This is a genomic window from Pseudomonas sp. G11-1 (genome assembly GCF_024031555.1).
Classification (GTDB): Bacteria; Pseudomonadota; Gammaproteobacteria; order Pseudomonadales; family Pseudomonadaceae; genus Halopseudomonas; species Halopseudomonas bauzanensis.
On sequence record NZ_QEYQ01000003.1, the window covers coordinates 391,768 to 406,972 of the forward strand.

At 61.9% G+C, this 15,205-nt stretch carries 18 protein-coding genes; 8 read left to right on the forward strand and 10 right to left on the reverse strand.

All coding sequences use genetic code 11. The annotated features are described in order from the left end of the window. Window positions 1-153: 153 nt before the first annotated feature. Window positions 154-933 carry an exodeoxyribonuclease III gene (locus DHB74_RS12085; protein WP_036991862.1) on the reverse strand — a complete coding sequence of 260 codons (780 nt, stop codon included), beginning with the start codon at window positions 931-933 and terminating at the stop codon, window positions 154-156. Window positions 934-1,011: 78 nt separating this feature from the next. Here DHB74_RS12085 and pyrE point away from each other — a divergent pair, with 78 nt between their 5' ends. Then, complete coding sequence (gene pyrE / locus DHB74_RS12090) at window positions 1,012-1,656, forward strand: orotate phosphoribosyltransferase (RefSeq protein WP_036991865.1); 645 nt, start codon at window positions 1,012-1,014, stop codon at window positions 1,654-1,656. A gap of 67 nt (window positions 1,657-1,723) precedes the next feature. After that, a complete protein-coding gene (locus DHB74_RS12095; protein WP_499161578.1) occupies window positions 1,724-2,299 on the forward strand; it encodes a DUF4124 domain-containing protein in 576 nt (191 codons plus the stop codon). 32 nt (window positions 2,300-2,331) lie between these two features. Here DHB74_RS12095 and DHB74_RS12100 read toward each other — a convergent pair whose 3' ends face one another. Genes DHB74_RS12100 through coaBC form a run of 5 tightly spaced genes read right to left on the reverse strand, consistent with a single transcriptional unit; the run spans window position 2,332 to window position 7,920 of the window. Next, entirely contained in the window at window positions 2,332-2,763 is a 432-nt protein-coding gene (locus DHB74_RS12100) for an acyl-CoA thioesterase (protein WP_136868639.1), read from the reverse strand. Between the two features lie 5 nt (window positions 2,764-2,768). After that, window positions 2,769-3,671, reverse strand: a complete 903-nt coding sequence (gene argB / locus DHB74_RS12105; RefSeq protein WP_074778845.1) for an acetylglutamate kinase — start codon at window positions 3,669-3,671, stop codon at window positions 2,769-2,771. Window positions 3,672-3,729: 58 nt separating this feature from the next. Further along, on the reverse strand, window positions 3,730-6,207 hold the full coding sequence (locus DHB74_RS12110; protein ID WP_499161579.1) for a phosphomannomutase/phosphoglucomutase: 2,478 nt from the start codon (window positions 6,205-6,207) through the stop codon (window positions 3,730-3,732). A gap of 33 nt (window positions 6,208-6,240) precedes the next feature. Next, window positions 6,241-6,696 carry a dUTP diphosphatase gene (gene dut / locus DHB74_RS12115; RefSeq protein WP_285275653.1) on the reverse strand — a complete coding sequence of 152 codons (456 nt, stop codon included), beginning with the start codon at window positions 6,694-6,696 and terminating at the stop codon, window positions 6,241-6,243. 9 nt (window positions 6,697-6,705) lie between these two features. Then, a complete protein-coding gene (coaBC, locus tag DHB74_RS12120) occupies window positions 6,706-7,920 on the reverse strand; it encodes a bifunctional phosphopantothenoylcysteine decarboxylase/phosphopantothenate--cysteine ligase CoaBC (protein ID WP_074778839.1) in 1,215 nt (404 codons plus the stop codon). 168 nt (window positions 7,921-8,088) lie between these two features. Here coaBC and radC point away from each other — a divergent pair, with 168 nt between their 5' ends. The 3 genes from radC (at window position 8,089) to rpmG (ending at window position 9,352) form a co-directional block, all read left to right on the forward strand. Then, the gene (gene radC, locus DHB74_RS12125; protein WP_036991874.1) at window positions 8,089-8,763 is read left to right on the forward strand and encodes a RadC family protein; all 675 of its coding nucleotides are present in this window, start codon (window positions 8,089-8,091) and stop codon (window positions 8,761-8,763) included. 185 nt (window positions 8,764-8,948) lie between these two features. Continuing rightward, window positions 8,949-9,185 (forward strand): 50S ribosomal protein L28, encoded by a 237-nt coding sequence (gene rpmB, locus DHB74_RS12130; RefSeq protein ID WP_036991876.1) that lies wholly within the window; start codon window positions 8,949-8,951, stop codon window positions 9,183-9,185. Window positions 9,186-9,196: 11 nt separating this feature from the next. After that, window positions 9,197-9,352, forward strand: a complete 156-nt coding sequence (gene rpmG / locus DHB74_RS12135) for a 50S ribosomal protein L33 (RefSeq protein ID WP_022960960.1) — start codon at window positions 9,197-9,199, stop codon at window positions 9,350-9,352. A gap of 54 nt (window positions 9,353-9,406) precedes the next feature. On the opposite strand, the gene DHB74_RS12140 is transcribed toward rpmG, so the two are convergent. From DHB74_RS12140 to desA, 4 genes are all read right to left on the reverse strand, one after another. After that, window positions 9,407-10,300 (reverse strand): peptidoglycan DD-metalloendopeptidase family protein, encoded by an 894-nt coding sequence (locus tag DHB74_RS12140; RefSeq protein ID WP_136868641.1) that lies wholly within the window; start codon window positions 10,298-10,300, stop codon window positions 9,407-9,409. 115 nt (window positions 10,301-10,415) lie between these two features. Continuing rightward, complete coding sequence (locus DHB74_RS12145; RefSeq protein ID WP_499161580.1) at window positions 10,416-11,720, reverse strand: PQQ-dependent sugar dehydrogenase; 1,305 nt, start codon at window positions 11,718-11,720, stop codon at window positions 10,416-10,418. Further along, window positions 11,717-12,139, reverse strand: coding sequence for a DUF2231 domain-containing protein (locus DHB74_RS12150; protein ID WP_499161581.1), 423 nt, complete (start codon window positions 12,137-12,139; stop codon window positions 11,717-11,719). Before DHB74_RS12150 ends, DHB74_RS12145 begins: the two co-directional genes overlap by 4 nt. Before the next feature lie 173 nt (window positions 12,140-12,312). Then, window positions 12,313-13,500: a delta-9 fatty acid desaturase DesA gene (gene desA, locus DHB74_RS12155; protein ID WP_136868644.1), complete on the reverse strand. Its 1,188-nt coding sequence runs from the start codon at window positions 13,498-13,500 to the stop codon at window positions 12,313-12,315. A gap of 211 nt (window positions 13,501-13,711) precedes the next feature. Here desA and DHB74_RS12160 point away from each other — a divergent pair, with 211 nt between their 5' ends. Genes DHB74_RS12160 through arsH form a run of 3 tightly spaced genes read left to right on the forward strand, consistent with a single transcriptional unit; the run spans window position 13,712 to window position 15,203 of the window. Continuing rightward, the gene (locus DHB74_RS12160; RefSeq protein ID WP_499161582.1) at window positions 13,712-14,071 is read left to right on the forward strand and encodes an ArsR/SmtB family transcription factor; all 360 of its coding nucleotides are present in this window, start codon (window positions 13,712-13,714) and stop codon (window positions 14,069-14,071) included. Beyond that, a complete protein-coding gene (arsC, locus tag DHB74_RS12165) occupies window positions 14,068-14,481 on the forward strand; it encodes an arsenate reductase (glutaredoxin) (RefSeq protein ID WP_280164891.1) in 414 nt (137 codons plus the stop codon). Before DHB74_RS12160 ends, arsC begins: the two co-directional genes overlap by 4 nt. After that, a complete protein-coding gene (gene arsH, locus DHB74_RS12170) occupies window positions 14,478-15,203 on the forward strand; it encodes an arsenical resistance protein ArsH (RefSeq protein ID WP_499161583.1) in 726 nt (241 codons plus the stop codon). Before arsC ends, arsH begins: the two co-directional genes overlap by 4 nt. Window positions 15,204-15,205: the final 2 nt, after the last annotated feature.

A 15,205-nucleotide genomic window follows, 5' to 3' on the forward strand; every position in this document is an offset into this window, starting at 1 on the left:
GCAGACAGCAGCACAGGGCAGCCAGGTGCATTCATATAAGGGGAAGTGGTAATAAGCCGGATTGAGTTTAGCGCGGGCGAAATGATCAGTAATTGATCAATATCAAGAACGGCAGGCAGGGGAAACGGGCGCCGAGACAGCGCCCGCCAGCGATCAGATGCTCAACACCCAATCGTAGTCGATGATGACCGGAGCATGCTCCGAGAAGCGCACCTTGCGCGGAATTGCCGCATGCTTCACGAAACGGCGCAGGCCGGGGGTCAGGATCTGGTAGTCCATGCGCAGGCCGAGATTCAGGTCCTGGGCCTGTTCGCTATCCGGCCACCAGCTGTACAGATCGGACTCGCGGGTGACTTCGCGCAGGGCATCGACATAGCCCAGGGTGCCGAAGATTTCATCCATCCAGGCCCGCTCCGGCGCCATGAAGCCAGGCTGGTGCTGACAGTCGCGCCAGTTCTTCACGTCCAGTTTCAGATGTGCGGTGTGCAGCGAGCCGCAATAGATGAACTCGCGGCGCTTGCGTCGCTGCTTGGTCAGGTAGGTGGTGAAGTCATTCATGAACTTGAATTTCTGGTTCAGACTGGCATCCCCGTCCCGTCCCGACGGCAGCAGCAGGCAACCGATGCTGACCTTGTCGAAATCCGCCTGGATATAACGCCCGTAACGATCGGCCAGCTCGAAGCCGAGCCCCATGATGATGGCCTTGGGTGCGGTCTTGGTATAAATGGCTACGCCGCCCTGGCTGGGCACTTCCGCTTCGAAGCAATATTGCCAGTAGCCTTCAAGCCAATAGGGGTCCTGTTCCAGCTCGGGAGCGGTGACGCGTATGTCCTGAAGGCAGATGACGTCCGCATCCTGCGTGCGCAGCCAGTCAAACAGACCCCGGGCCGCAGCGGCCTCGACACCGTTGACATTAAGACTGATTATTCGCATACATGGCTCCCTCAAATTCGTGCGTGTATGATACCCGAGCTGAAAGGAATTTTGTTATAGATGAGGGTAATAGAATAGATGCATGAGTATCAGTGGGAATTTATTCGGTTTGCGCTGGATCGCAATGTTTTGCGCTTCGGTGAATTTACCCTCAAGTCCGGACGCCAGAGCCCTTACTTCTTCAATGCCGGCTTGTTCAATACTGGCAGTTCGCTGGCCCGGTTGGGGCGCTACTATGCCCAGGCGCTGATCCACAATGGTCCGAAGGAATTCGACATGATCTTCGGGCCGGCCTACAAGGGTATTCCGCTGGCGGCGGCCACGGCCGTTTCCCTGGCTGACAGCTTTGATATCGATCTGCCATACTGTTTCAATCGCAAGGAAGCCAAGGACCACGGTGAAGGTGGTTCTCTGGTGGGTGCGCCGCTGCAGGGTCGGGTGGTAATCGTCGATGATGTCATCACCGCCGGGACCGCGATCCGCGAGGTCATGCAGATTATCCAGGCGGCAGGCGCCGAGCCGGCCGCGGTGATGGTAGCGCTGGATCGCCAGGAGCGGGGCCAGGGCGAGCTGTCAGCTATTCAGGAAGTCGAGCGTGATTTCGGCATCCCGGTGGTGAGCATCGTGTCGCTGACCCAGATTCTTGCGTTTCTTGAAGACGACGCGCAATTGCGCAAATACCTGCCTGCAGTGCAGGCGTATCGCGAGCAGTACGGCATCTGAACGGAGGCCGTCAACCAAGCCAGGACAGGGTGGTCCAGTTATGCAGAAAAGGATTGGGTATCGAGCTATGGCCGTGGTTCTCGGCAGTATTGCGCTTGCCGCCGAGGCCCAGTCCGCTGACCTGTATCGCTACGTCAATGACAAGGGCATCACGGTGCTGGATCGCAGCGTGCCGCCCCAGCATGTCAGTCGCGGTTATGAGGTGCTCGATGGCGATGGCCGGGTAAAGCAGGTGGTGCCGGCGGCGCTCACTCCCGAGGAGCGGGAGGCGGCGCGGGCCGCCGAGCGCGAGCAGCAGCAGCGCCGCAGCGCCGACGAGACCCTGCTGCGGTTGTATTCCAGTGTGGAAGACCTCGACCGTGCCTACAGTCGCCAGGTCCAGCAGATCGAGAACCTGATTGCCACTTCCGAAACGGGCATTCTCACCCTGAACACCCAGCGCGAAGACTTGCTGAGCCGGGCGGCGGTGCAGGAGCGGGCTGGTCGCAAGGTAGACCCGCAGATTCTCCGGGAGTTGGCGGAAGTAGAAGCGGAGCAGCAGCGCCTGCAGCGGCTGATCAATAACAACCGTCAGGATATCGCGACGGTCAATGACACCTTCGCCAATCGCCGTCAGCGGTTGCAGTTGTTGCTGGCAGACTGAGGCGATTCAGCGCTTCAAGCTGCCAGCGCAAGTTATAGCTGAACGCTGGTTTTCTCGAAGGCAGCGATGGCATCGCGGAACGCTTGCGGGATGGCTTGCGGCCGCCGGGTTGTCATATCCGCATGCACGTAGACGATTTCCCCGGTTACCAGCAGTTGCTGTTCGCGGTAGATACCGATGGCGAACTGCATGCTGCTGTTGCCCAGCCGGGCGATACGCACATGAATCTGCAACACATCGTCGAAGCAGGCTGGCGCCTGATACTCCAGCAAGGTCCGTACGGCAAAGAAGTCGCTGCCGCTGACACCGGTGTCAGGGTGCACCTCCCGCAGAGCACGGAAATACTCGGTAATGCCCACATCGGCATAGGTCAGATAATGACCATTGAACACGATGCCCTGGGGGTCGGCTTCGGCCCAGCGCACGCGCAGCGGGCAGCTGAACCGGAAGTCGCTCTGCTGCATGTGGTTCACTCCGGCTGCTGATTGGTGATCAGAGTGCCAACACCGGTGTCGGTGAAGACTTCCAGCAGTACCGCATTGGGTACCCGGCCATCGACGATGATGGCGCTGCCAACCCCGCCCTGCACCGCATCCAGTGCGCAGCGGATCTTCGGCAACATGCCGCCGTAGATGGTGCCATCGGCGATCAGCTCGTCGACCTGTGCGGTGGTCAGGCCGGTCAGCACCTTGCCTGCCTTGTCCATCAGCCCGGCAATATTGGTCAGCAGCATCAGTTTCTCGGCGCCCAGCGCCTCGGCCACCTTGCCGGCGACCAGGTCGGCGTTGATGTTGTAGGAGGTGCCGTCGTCACCCACGCCGATGGGAGCGATCACCGGAATGTAGTCATCGGAAATCAGTCGGTTGATCAGCTTCACATTGACCTCGCTGACTTCACCGACCTGTCCCACATCGATGATCTCCGGCTTGTCCATGCCCGGGGTGCGGCGGGTGACCTTGAGCTTGCGCGCGCGAATCAGGTTGGCATCCTTGCCGGTCAGGCCCAGCGCCTGACCGCCATGCTGGTTGATCAGATTGACGATATTCTTGTTCACCTGGCCGCCGAGAACCATTTCCACTACATCCATGGTCGCGCCGTCGGTCACGCGCATGCCTTCGATGAACTCGCTGGTGATGTTCAGGCGCTTGAGCAGGTCACCGATCTGCGGACCACCGCCATGCACCACCACCGGATTGATGCCAACGGTCTTCATCAGCACGATATCCTTGGCGAAGCTGGCCTGCAGCTCTTCGCTCTCCATGGCGTTGCCGCCGTACTTGATGACGATGGTCTTGCCGGTGAAGCGCTGGATATAGGGCAGAGCCTCGGTCAGGATCATGGATACCTGGGTAGCGGCGTCACGGTTCAACATGGTGGTTCTCTTCTCCTGATCGGAATCGTCAGCGCCGGGGCAACCCCGGCTGTGGATATTACAGATTGTTCAATGTCAGGTCGGGCGCGACGCGGGTCAGCTGCTCGCGGAATCGCTGGCGGATGCGCTCCAGCCCACCGGCGTCTTCGGCCTCGAACCGCAGCACCAGCACCGGGGTGGTATTGGACGCCCGTACCAGGCCCCAGCCATCAGGGTAGTCCACGCGCAGCCCGTCGATCGTGGTGACGCGGGCCTGCTCGCCCCACTCGGCGGTATTTTCCAGGTCGTTCATCAACGCGAACTTGCGCTTCTCGCCAACCTCGATATGCAGCTCCGGTGTGCTCAGGCCGGTCGGGTAGCGGTCGAACATCGCGTTGATCTGCTCGCGATCCTGAGTCAGCATCGAGACCAGTTCCAGCAGTCGGCAGGCGCTGTACAGACCGTCATCGAAGCCGTACCAGCGTTCCTGGAAGAACACATGGCCGCTCATCTCGCCACCGAGCAGGGCCTGGGTTTCCTGCATCTTGGCCTTGATCAGTGAGTGGCCGGATTTCCACATCACCGGGCGACCACCCAGGCGGCTGATCAACTGTGGTAGCTGGCGGGTGCATTTCACGTCAAATACGATATCGGCACCGGGGTTGCGAGTCACTATATCCTCGGCAAACAACATCAGCAGCCGGTCGGCGCAGATGATTTCGCCATTGGCCATTACCACGCCCAGGCGGTCGGCATCGCCATCGAAGGCCAGCCCCAGGTCGGCGTTGTGTTGTTTGACGATCAATTGCAGGTCGCGCAGGTTCTCGGGTTTGCCCGGGTCTGGATGATGGTTGGGGAAGTTGCCATCGACCTCGCAGTACAGCGCCACCACCTCGCAGCCAAGCTGCTCCAGCAGGTTCTGGGCAATCACTCCGCCCACGCCATTGCCGCAATCAACCACCACTTTAAGTGGGCGGGCCAGCAGTACGTCGTCGACGATGCGATGGGTATAGGAGTCCAGGATGTCCAGCGGCTGGCATTCGCCATTGCCCTCATGCAGGAGGTTCTGCTCCAGCCGCTGGCGCAGCGCACTGATACGCTCGCCAGACAGGGTCTGACCGGCAATGACGATCTTCAATCCATTGTAGTCCGGCGGATTGTGACTGCCGGTGAGCATCACTCCCGAAGTGGCCTCGGTGGTGTGGGTGGCGTAGTAGAGCACCGGAGTCGGCACCATGCCCAGATCGACCACCTGACAGCCACAGTCGGTCAGACCGCGGATCAGTTGTTCCAGCAACTCCGGGCCGGACAGCCGACCATCACGGGCCACGGCAACCCGGGGTTGGCCGGCATCCAGCGATTCGCTGCCGATCGCCCGTCCCAGCCAATAGACGTACTCGGCGCTCAGGGTGCGGCCGACTACACCGCGGATGTCATAGGCGCGGAAGATTTCTGCCGGCAGGGAAGGCGCGCCGGCCATCGGCTCGTCGGGCAGGTCATCGAGAATATCGATATCCAGTACATCTTCCAGCGGCGGCAGGGGCGCGGCGGCGGAATCGGCAACGGGTGGCGTTGGCCGTACCGGTTGACTGGCAGCAGGCGCTACCGGTGCCTGCCTGCCGCGGCTGACCAGCTGCATGATGCTCTGCGCCAGAGGCTCCAGCGGGCCCAGCCGCAAGCCAGCGGCCTTGTGGCCCTGGGTCAGTTGCTCGAGGGTCTGGGCATCGGCGGCCAGTGCCTGGTTCCAGCTGCGTTGCAGCAACAGCAGGCTGGCCAGGGCGCCGGCCAGCGCCAGCAGCACTGCGGCGAGCAGTACCAGCGGATTGGGTGCCCCTGCGCCCATGGCGCTCCCGGCCTGGAATTCCAGGCGCCAGGCGGGATTGTCAGTAGCCAGGCTGAGAACGTCGCCATGGCCGCTACCGGCCTGATACAGCGGTTGTGCCGGCCCAGCCGGGAATTGCTGGATCAGCGCGACCTTGCCGGCATCCTGGGGCAGCTGCGGCAATGCCGCAGTCAGGCGCTGCAACTCGAATACTACCAACAGGGTGCCGGCAATCGGCGCTGTGGGCGCGGTGCGCAGCGGTTCAACCAGATACAGCCGCCAGTGCTCGCCGACCTTGTGCGCTTCGGCCGGGACCGGCAGGCCACGTTCGGCGCGGCGGATCATGTCCAGCGCCGCAAAGCTCAGCGGCGCCTGCGCATCATTGATGTGACGTGCAGCGCCGGGACGGTGCAGGTAGGTTGCCAACTGGTGAACCAGTGTGCCTGCGGGACGGAGGCTGCCCTGCTGCTGCAGAAGGGCCTGCAGCTGGGGATTGGCGGCAGCCCGGGCCACATCCGCATCGAGCTGCGCCAGCGCGCGATTGAGCGCGCTCTGCTGCTGACTGGCATAGGCCTGACTGAGATCGCTGCGATAGCTGTCCGCCGCCGGGGCGAACAGCAGCAGCCACAGCAGCGTCAGCGCGGCGGCCAGGCTGGCGAGCATCACCAGCAGCGGTGCCAGGGTGCCCGGTACGGTGCTGGGCTGTCGGGTCATGGATGGTTTCGTCAGTTTCATCTTTGTGTATTGCCTCCCTGCAAATCAAAGAAATCAGTGGCTGCCGGTGTGTCCGAACCCACCTGCGCCGCGCTGGCTGTCGTCGAATTCGCTGACGATCTCCAGCTGCGCCTGGACCACCGGGACCAGTACCAGCTGGGCGATGCGTTCGCCCGGCTCGATGGTGAAAGCCTGCTGCCCGCGGTTCCAGCAGGACACCATCAGCTCGCCCTGGTAATCCGAATCGATCAATCCGACCAGGTTGCCCAGCACAATGCCATGTTTATGGCCCAGCCCCGAGCGTGGCAGGATCATTGCTGCCAGTCCGGGATCGGCGATGTGGATGGCCATGCCGCTGGGCAGCAGCGTGGTCTGGCCGGGCTCCAGCGTCAGCGGCGCGTCGAGCATGGCCCGCAGATCCAGCCCGGCGGAGCCTGTGGTGGCGTAGGTGGGCAGCGGCCATTGTTGGCCGAGGCGGGGGTCGAGAATGCGGGCTTGCAGGGCGTGCATGGTGTTTCCTCAGGCTGAAGTAGTCAGGCGATCGGCAATGACAGCGATGAGCTGGCGGGCCAGCTTGTGCTTGCTGGCGCGGGGCAGCGGCTGTGGAGCCAGGCTGCGGTCGATCAGGGTGACGGCGTTGTCATCGGCATTGAAGCCGATCCCCGGCTGGCTGACATCATTGGCAACGATCAGGTCCAGGTTCTTGCGGGTGAGCTTGTCACTGGCATAACCGAGCACATCATCGGTCTCGGCGGCGAAGCCGACACAGAAGCCGGGGCGCTGGGCATGGCCAGCGAGGGTCGCCAGGATATCCGGGTTGCGTATCAGGGTCAGGGTCAGGCCGGCGTCGCTGTCGGTTTCTTTCTTCAATTTGCCCGGAGCACAACTGGCGGGCCGGTAATCCGCCACCGCCGCCGAGGCAATGAACAGATCGGCGGGCAGGGCGGCTTCGCAGGCAGCCAGCATCTCGGCGGCGCTGGTCACATCCACCCGGTCGACCCGGGGCGGGGTTGGCAGGTTGACCGGGCCGGCCACCAGAGTAACCCGGGCACCGGCCTCGGCGGCTGCCTCGGCCAGGGCAAAGCCCATCTTGCCGGAGCTGTGATTGGACAGGTAGCGGACCGGGTCGATCGCCTCGCGGGTCGGGCCGGCGTTGATCAGCACATGGCGGCCGGTCAGCAGCCCGCGCTCGAAGCATTCGGCGCAGCGCGCGGCGATCTCGGTGGGTTCGAGCATGCGGCCGGGGCCGATATCGCCGCAGGCCTGCTCGCCGGCAGCGGGGCCGTAGACCTTGATGTCGCGCTGCAACAGCGTTTGCAGGTTGGCCTGGGTCGCCGGGTCGCGCCACATGGCCTGGTTCATGGCCGGCGCCAGGGCGATCGGGGCATCGGTGGCCAATACCAGGGTGGTCAGCAGATCATCGCCGCGACCAGTGGCCAGCCGTGCCATCAGGTCGGCGGTGGCCGGCGCGATCAGCACCAGATCCGCCCAGCGGGCCAGTTCGATATGCCCCATGGCCGCTTCCGCCGCCGGGTCCAGCAGGTCGCCATGGACCGGGTTGCCGGACAGCGCCTGCAGGGTCAGGGGCGTGATGAACTCGTGGGCAGCGCGGGTCATCACCACACGCACATCGGCCCCGGCGTCCTTCAACCGGCGCACCAGCTCGGCGCTTTTATAGGCAGCGATCCCGCCGCTGATTCCCAGTACCACCTGCTTGTTCAACAACCGCTGCATCATCGACTCCAGAGTGCCTGGCAAATGGCGCTAACGATACCATATGGCGACCCTGTCACGCGCTCCCCCTGCGCGACTCGACCACCGATGCGAGCCCACCCTATACTCCGGGTTTTGCCAGCACGAAAAGGGCAGTACGTGCATTGATGAACGCAAGGAGTGCATGTCATGCCCATTACCGATTGGCCGGAGGCTGAACGCCCCCGGGAGAAACTGTTGCTGCAAGGGGCTGCTGCCCTATCCGATGCCGAGCTGCTGGCGATCTTCCTGCGCACGGGCCTGCCGGGGCGCAGCGCCGTGGATCTGGCCCGCGATCTGCTGCAGGGCTTTGGCAGCCTACGTGCCCTGCTGCACGCCGAGCAGCAGGACTTTTGTCGCCATCGGGGTTTGGGTCCGGCCAAGTTCGTGCAGTTGCAAGCCGTCATGGAAATGGCCCGGCGGCATCTGTTCGAGGACCTGAAGCGCGGCGATGCGCTGACCTCGCCCGGTGCGGTGCGCAACTTTCTGCGCAGCAAGTTGATGGCGCTGCCCCACGAGGTCTTTGCCTGCCTGTATCTCGACAATCAGCATCGGGTGATTGCCTTCGAGGAGCTGTTTCGCGGCACTCTGGACAGCGCCAGTGTCTATCCCCGTGAGGTGATCAAGCGCGCCTTGTCACACAATGCCGCAGCGCTGATCCTGACCCACAACCATCCGTCGGGAGTGGCCGAGCCGAGCCAGGCCGACCTGCAGCTGACCCGGCGGCTTAAGGAGTCGCTGGCGCTGGTGGATATCCGCGTGCTTGACCATTTGGTGGTGGGTGATGGTGACCCGGTGTCCTTTGCCGAGCGCGGGCTTTTATGAGGCGGTTACATCAAAAATCATTGCCTGGGGTGGCACATTTTGGTATAAAGCTCCGCTCTTCTCGGGGCTGCACCTGTAATCCATACATTACAGTGAAGCGTGATGGGTTGCCCCGGCTGGACAACAGATTCTTATTTTGACTTCCAACCAGTTCGGGTTGGGCAAGTGGTTGGAGAGGGTTAACCATGTCTCGAGTATGTCAAGTGACCGGCAAAGGCCCGGTGACTGGGAACAATGTTTCCCACGCTAACAACAGAACCAAGCGTCGTTTTCTGCCTAACCTGCAGTACCATCGTTTCTGGGTAGAATCCGAAAAGCGTTTTGTCCGTCTGCGCACGTCCGCCAAGGGCATGCGTATCATCGACAAGCGTGGTATTGACGCCGTTCTGGCTGAAATCCGCGGTCGCGGCATTAAAGTTTAAGGAGCAGCACCATGCGTGAATTGATTCGTCTGATCTCCTCTGCCGGTACTGGTCATTTCTACACTACCGACAAGAACAAGCGTACTACTCCCGACAAGATCGAAATCAAGAAATTCGATCCGGTTGTACGCAAGCACGTGATGTACAAGGAAGGCAAGATCAAATAAGATCCGCCTGACTGACAAGAAACCCGCTTCGGCGGGTTTTTTGTTGCCTGTAATCTAGCGTTCCCCACCCACCGCAAAGTTGGGCATGCTGTTCACGGGCTGGGCGAATTCGAAGGGAATGGACACGGTATTCAGGCCGACGTTCTTCTGCACCACGAAGTGCAAATGCGGACCGGTGCTGTTGCCGGTATTGCCGGACAGCGCCAGCAGCTCGCCGGCGCGCACCCGCTGACCCTCCCGCACATTGACCGACCCCTGTTTCAGGTGCAGATAGACGCCCATGGTGCCGTCGTCATGCAGCAGCCGGACGAAATTGCCAGCCGGGTTGGTGCCGCGGCCGCTTTGCTGGTTCTCGGTCTTGACCACCAGTCCGCCGCGGGCGGCGACGATGGGTGTGCCGACCGGCATGGCGATGTCCACCGCGTAGCGCCCTTTCGGACCGGTATGACTGTAGCGTCCACCCGGGCCCTGGGTCATGCGGAAGGGGCCGCCGCGCCAGGGCAGCGGGTAGGCGAGCGGGCTGGGTTTGGCGCGGGGGTCGCCCAGCGCGTAACGCAACTTGTGCTGGTAGCGCGGCGTGCCGGTGCCAGTCGGAGCCAGGGTCAGCAGACGGATATTGCCGCGCGGCGGCAGAACCCAGCGCACCGGCGCGTCGGGTGCGCCCAGCACATGTTCGGCAGCGGTGATGGACAGTTCGATTTCGACCGGCACGTACAGGTCATTGTTGACGACCAGCGTATCGCCGCCGGCATGCTTGCGCGTGGTGACATACACCTGACGGTCATTGTCCTCGACCATCCGGTCGCGGAACACGAACACCTGGGCGCCCTGCACACGCTGATCGGTGTAGGTAACGACGCCGTTCGCGTCGGTGTACTTGTAGATGGTGGAGCCAAGCAGGGCTGGGCTGGCCAGCAGCAGGACAGCCCCCAGAAAAAAGGTACGCATCCGTTGCAACCGTCAATCATGATCGAGCGCCAAGGATAAACCGTGACGCGCGCGAAAGCGACCCGCGCAAATAGGTTAGGGCGCGCGAGCCGCTACGTTCGTCGGAAGCCTGCCGTTACTGGGCAGGCGTCACTCGCCAGATGATATTGGCCAGGTCATCCGCCACGATCAGCGCACCCTCGGGATCAACGGTCACGCCTACTGGCCGGCCACGGGTCTTGCCATCGGCCGTACGGAAGTCATAGACGAAATCGACCGGCGGGCCAGACGGCCGACCATTACTGAACGGCACGAAGATCACCTTGTAACCGACCGGGTTCTTGCGGTTCCAGCTGCCATGCTCGCCGATAAATACGCCGTCGGCATATTCAGCGCCCATCGCCGGGCTGGAGAAATCCAGGCCCAGTGCTGCCACGTGGGAACCCAGGGCGTAATCCGGCACGATTGCCGAGGCGACCTTCTCCGGATCCCCCGGTTTTACGCGAGGATCCACATTCTGGCCCCAGTAGCTGTAGGGCCAGCCGTAGAAGCCGCCTTCCTGAACGGAGGTGAGATAGTCGGGCACCAGGTCCGGGCCCATCTCATCGCGCTCGTTCACCACCGACCAGAGCACGCCGGTACCCGGTTGCACAGCTAGCGCCGTGGGGTTGCGCAGGCCGGTGGCATAGGGCTTGTGCATCCCCGTTTCGGCATCGATCTGCCAAACCTCGGCGCGGTTCACTTCCGCCGCCATGCCCCGTTCGGTGATGTTGCTGTTGGAACCAATGCCCACATAGAGGAAGCGCCCATCCTCGCTGGCAGTCATGGCCTTGGTCCAGTGGTGGTTGATCGCCGACGGCAGGTCGGTGATTTTCTCCGGCGGCCCGCTGGCCCGGGTCTGACCTTCCTCGTAGTCGAAGCGCACCAGGGCATCCTGATTGGCGACGTACAGATTGTTATCCACCAACGCCAGCCCGTAGGGCGCATTGAGATCTTCAGCGAATACCGTCTGCTCCTCATAGGTTCCATCGCCATTGGCATCGCGCAGGAGAGTCAGACGATTACCGCTTTCCACCTGCGTATTGCCCTGGGCCTTGATGTAGCCAGCGATCACGTCCTTGGGTTTCAGCGCTTGGGCGTTACCGCCGCGGCCTTCAGCCACCAGGATGTCGCCATTGGGTAATACCAGTGTCTGGCGTGGAATCTTCAGGTCGGTGGCAATGGCCGTGACGGTATAGCCTTCAGGCACGGTGGGAACCTGGTCGCCCCATTCGGTCGGCTCGGCAATGGTCATGTCGGGGAGCAGGCCGCGCTGGGCTTTGGGTAGCTCATCGACCGTGCCGTATGTCTGCTGCTGATCGCCCTCATTGCCACCACAGGCGCTGAGCAGAACTGCCAGGGTGCAGAGCGGGAAAACCGGGGGCAGGTTGAAATACTTCATGCGTCACCCCCACGTGCAGTGGCCAGCCCGAACCAGGCGGCGGCACAGGCCAATAGTGTGACCACCACCGAGAGTACCAGGCCCATCGGCATGCTCGCCCAGGCGTCTTTGGCATGAATCAGCGCGTTGATGAAGCCGACAATCCAGGTGACCACGAGCAGCAACAATGACAACAGGGCGTGACGATGACGGCCATCGGCCCGGAACAATCCGATGATCCCGCACAGAATAGCCAGGCCGGCAAAGACCAGGCCGCCGGCGATCAGCCAGGAGGAGAAGTTATTCCACTGTATGTGGTGGCTCGACGAATAGGCTATGTCGCTCAGAAGAGCGCCTAGAAACAGGGGAATGGATCCGGCGAGTAGTATCGCGTGCAGGGGGTGGGGAGCATACAGATAGGTTCGGTCGACAGTAGCCATCGGAAGGGGTTCCTCTTCGTTGAGCGAGCGAAATCCGGTCGCCGAGTCCCGCTCTGGAATCGGGGAAATCGGGGGCATACTGCCGGAGTATAGTTCACCCGTCTGCGCTGGCTAGCGAAGCGGTTCGATCCATACGGGCGCCCCTGCCAGGCGCCCGGATCGGAAAATGCTGGTCAGGCCGGGACTGCCGGCTGCAGTGAATAGGTGCGCAATTGTGCGGCGAAGTCGCGTAATGCCTTGATGCCCGTGGCCTCGGCCTGGGTGCACCAATCGCTCAGGGCCTGCAGCATCTCATGGCCGTTGCTGCTGGTGCGGGTCCAGATCTGCTGCAATGCCAGGCGTTTTTCATAGATGATGCGTAACGACTGGCTCTGCTCCAGAATGGTCTGGATCTTCGCTTCCTGCTGCGGTTCGAGCAGGCTGGTTTCGCGACTGAGCAGGCGCTTGGCCCGGCGGAACAGATGCCGCACAGACTCATCCACCCGCTGCATCTCCTGCTGCGCCAGGGGCTTGATCACCTGCTTGCGGTACTGCGCCATGATCTGGAAGCGGTTATTGAGAATGGCCATGGCGGTGTCCATGTCCATGGTTTGCTTGCCTTCGATGCGGTGGGCAATCGGCGCGGTGCGCCGTACGGTGGCCAGGCCCAGCGCACTAAAGAGGCGAATCCATAGCCAGCCCATATCGAACTCCCATTTCTTTACCGACAGCTTGGCCGAGTTGGGATAGGTATGGTGATTGTTATGCAGCTCCTCACCGCCAATCAGGATGCCCCAGGGCAGAATGTTGGTCGCCGCATCCTTGCATTCGAAATTACGATAGCCCAACGCATGGCCCAGGCCATTGACCACCCCGGCGGCCAGCAGCGGAATCCAGATCATCTGCACGGCCCAGACGGTCAGACCGAGCACGCCGAACAGTGCCAGGTCGATCACCAGCATGCTGATGATCCCGGCATTGCGAAAGCGCCCGTACAGATTGCGTTCGATCCAGTCGTCAGGGCAGTTCTTGCCGTAGATCCGCAGCGTGTCCTCGTTCTTCGCTTCCTCCATGTAGAGTTCGGCACCCTTGCGCAGAACCGTCGACAGGCCTTTCTGCACCGGACTATGAGGGTCGTCCGGCGTCTCGCATTTGGCGTGGTGCTTGCGGTGGATGGCGGTCCACTCCCGGGTATTCATGCTGGTCGTCAGCCATAGCCAGAAGCGGAAGAAATGTTTCAGCGCCGGATGCAGTTCCAGCGAGCGATGCGCCGAATAGCGATGCAGGTAGACCGTCACGCTGACGATGGTGATATGCGTCAGCACCAGGATGATTGCCAGCAGCTGCCAGCCGGAGGGATCGAGCAAACCGTTGTACCACATGAACCGAAACCTCTTTGGAAGACGAAGGGGAGCAGGTTTCCCATCGCCTGAGTATGAATGAGCTGATTCAAACTGACATGACCGCAGGTCGATTGGAAGAAGGTGGTGAAGGGCAATTGCTACGGGATTTTTCCGTGCCCGCTCTCGGCGGGAGGCGCCGCTGCGCTGCAATTCGTTGACGAGGCTTTAATATGTCTATATGTTTAGACGCATGGAAATAAAAAGTGCCATTGACAGTTTCGCCGCGCTCTCCCAGGAAACACGCCTGGAGGCATTCCGGCTGCTCGTACGCCATGAGCCAGAGGGGCTTGCGGCGGGTGAAATCGCCCGCCAGCTGGCGGTGCCGCACAACACCATGTCGGCACATCTTGCGGTGCTGGCGCGTGCGGGTTGGGTTTCCTCGCGTCGACAGAGCCGCTCGATCATCTATCGCGCGGATCTTGCTCACATGCAGGACGTGCTCCGGTTTCTGGTGCGCGATTGCTGCGGCGGTCACCCGGAGATCTGCGAGCCATCGCTGACGCTGCCAGGCGCCTGTTCCACCATCAATGCAGAGAGAAAGACTTCATGAAACCGTTGATCTACCACAACCCCAACTGTGGGACATCGCGTAATACGCTGGCGATGCTTGAAGCATCCGGCGAGACGCCGGAGGTGATTGAATACCTGGTCACGCCACCGTCACGGCAACGCCTGATCGAGCTGATCTCCATGATGGGCATCACGCCGCGCGAGCTGCTGCGCCACAAGGGGACGCCTTATGACGAGCTGAATCTTGGCGACCCCGCCCTGACTGACGACCAACTGGTCGATGCCATGATGGAGCATCCGATCCTGATCAATCGTCCCATCGTCGTCACCGACCGGGGCGCGCGTCTGTGCCGCCCATCGGAGCGGGTACTTGACCTGCTGGCCAACCCGGTAGCGCTCTTCACCAAGGAAGATGGTGAAATCATTCGCTACGCCGGAGGCGCGCAATGAGCGAGTCAGTCGCCGCTGACCTGCCCAATATCGATCCGGAGCAGCTGCAGCCGATAGATGTCGGCGCCCTGGTCGGCCCGGATGCGCCCCGGCATCCCCCCAGAATCCTCATTCTCTATGGCTCGCTGCGCGCGGTTTCCTTCTCGCGTCTGCTCTCCGAGGAAGCGGCCAGATTGTTGCGTTGGTATGGCTGTGACGTGCGCACGTTCAATCCGTCCGGCCTGCCCCTGCCTGATGATGCCGAGGCGGATCATCCCAAGGTCAGGGAGCTGCGCGATCTGGCGGAGTGGTCCGAAGGCATGCTCTGGGTGAGTCCGGAGCGGCATGGCGCGATGACCGGCATCATGAAGGCGCAGATCGACTGGATTCCCCTGGCGCTGGGTGGTGTTCGGCCCACCCAGGGAAAGACGCTGGCCATCATGGAAGTGTCTGGCGGGAGCCAGAGCTTCAACGCAGTCAATCAGCTGCGGATTCTCGGCAGATGGATGCGGATGGTCACCATCCCCAACCAGTCCTCCGTACCGAAGGCGTTTACCGAATTCGATGCAGCCGGACGCATGAAGCCGTCGCCACTCTATATGCGTGTCGTCGATGTCTGTGAGGAACTGGTGAAGTTCACCTGGCTGATGCGCGGGCGCTCCAGTTACCTTACCGACCGCTATTCGGAGCGTGTCGAAAGCGCCGAAGCAGTATCCCGACGCGTTAACCAGAACACCCTCTGAGC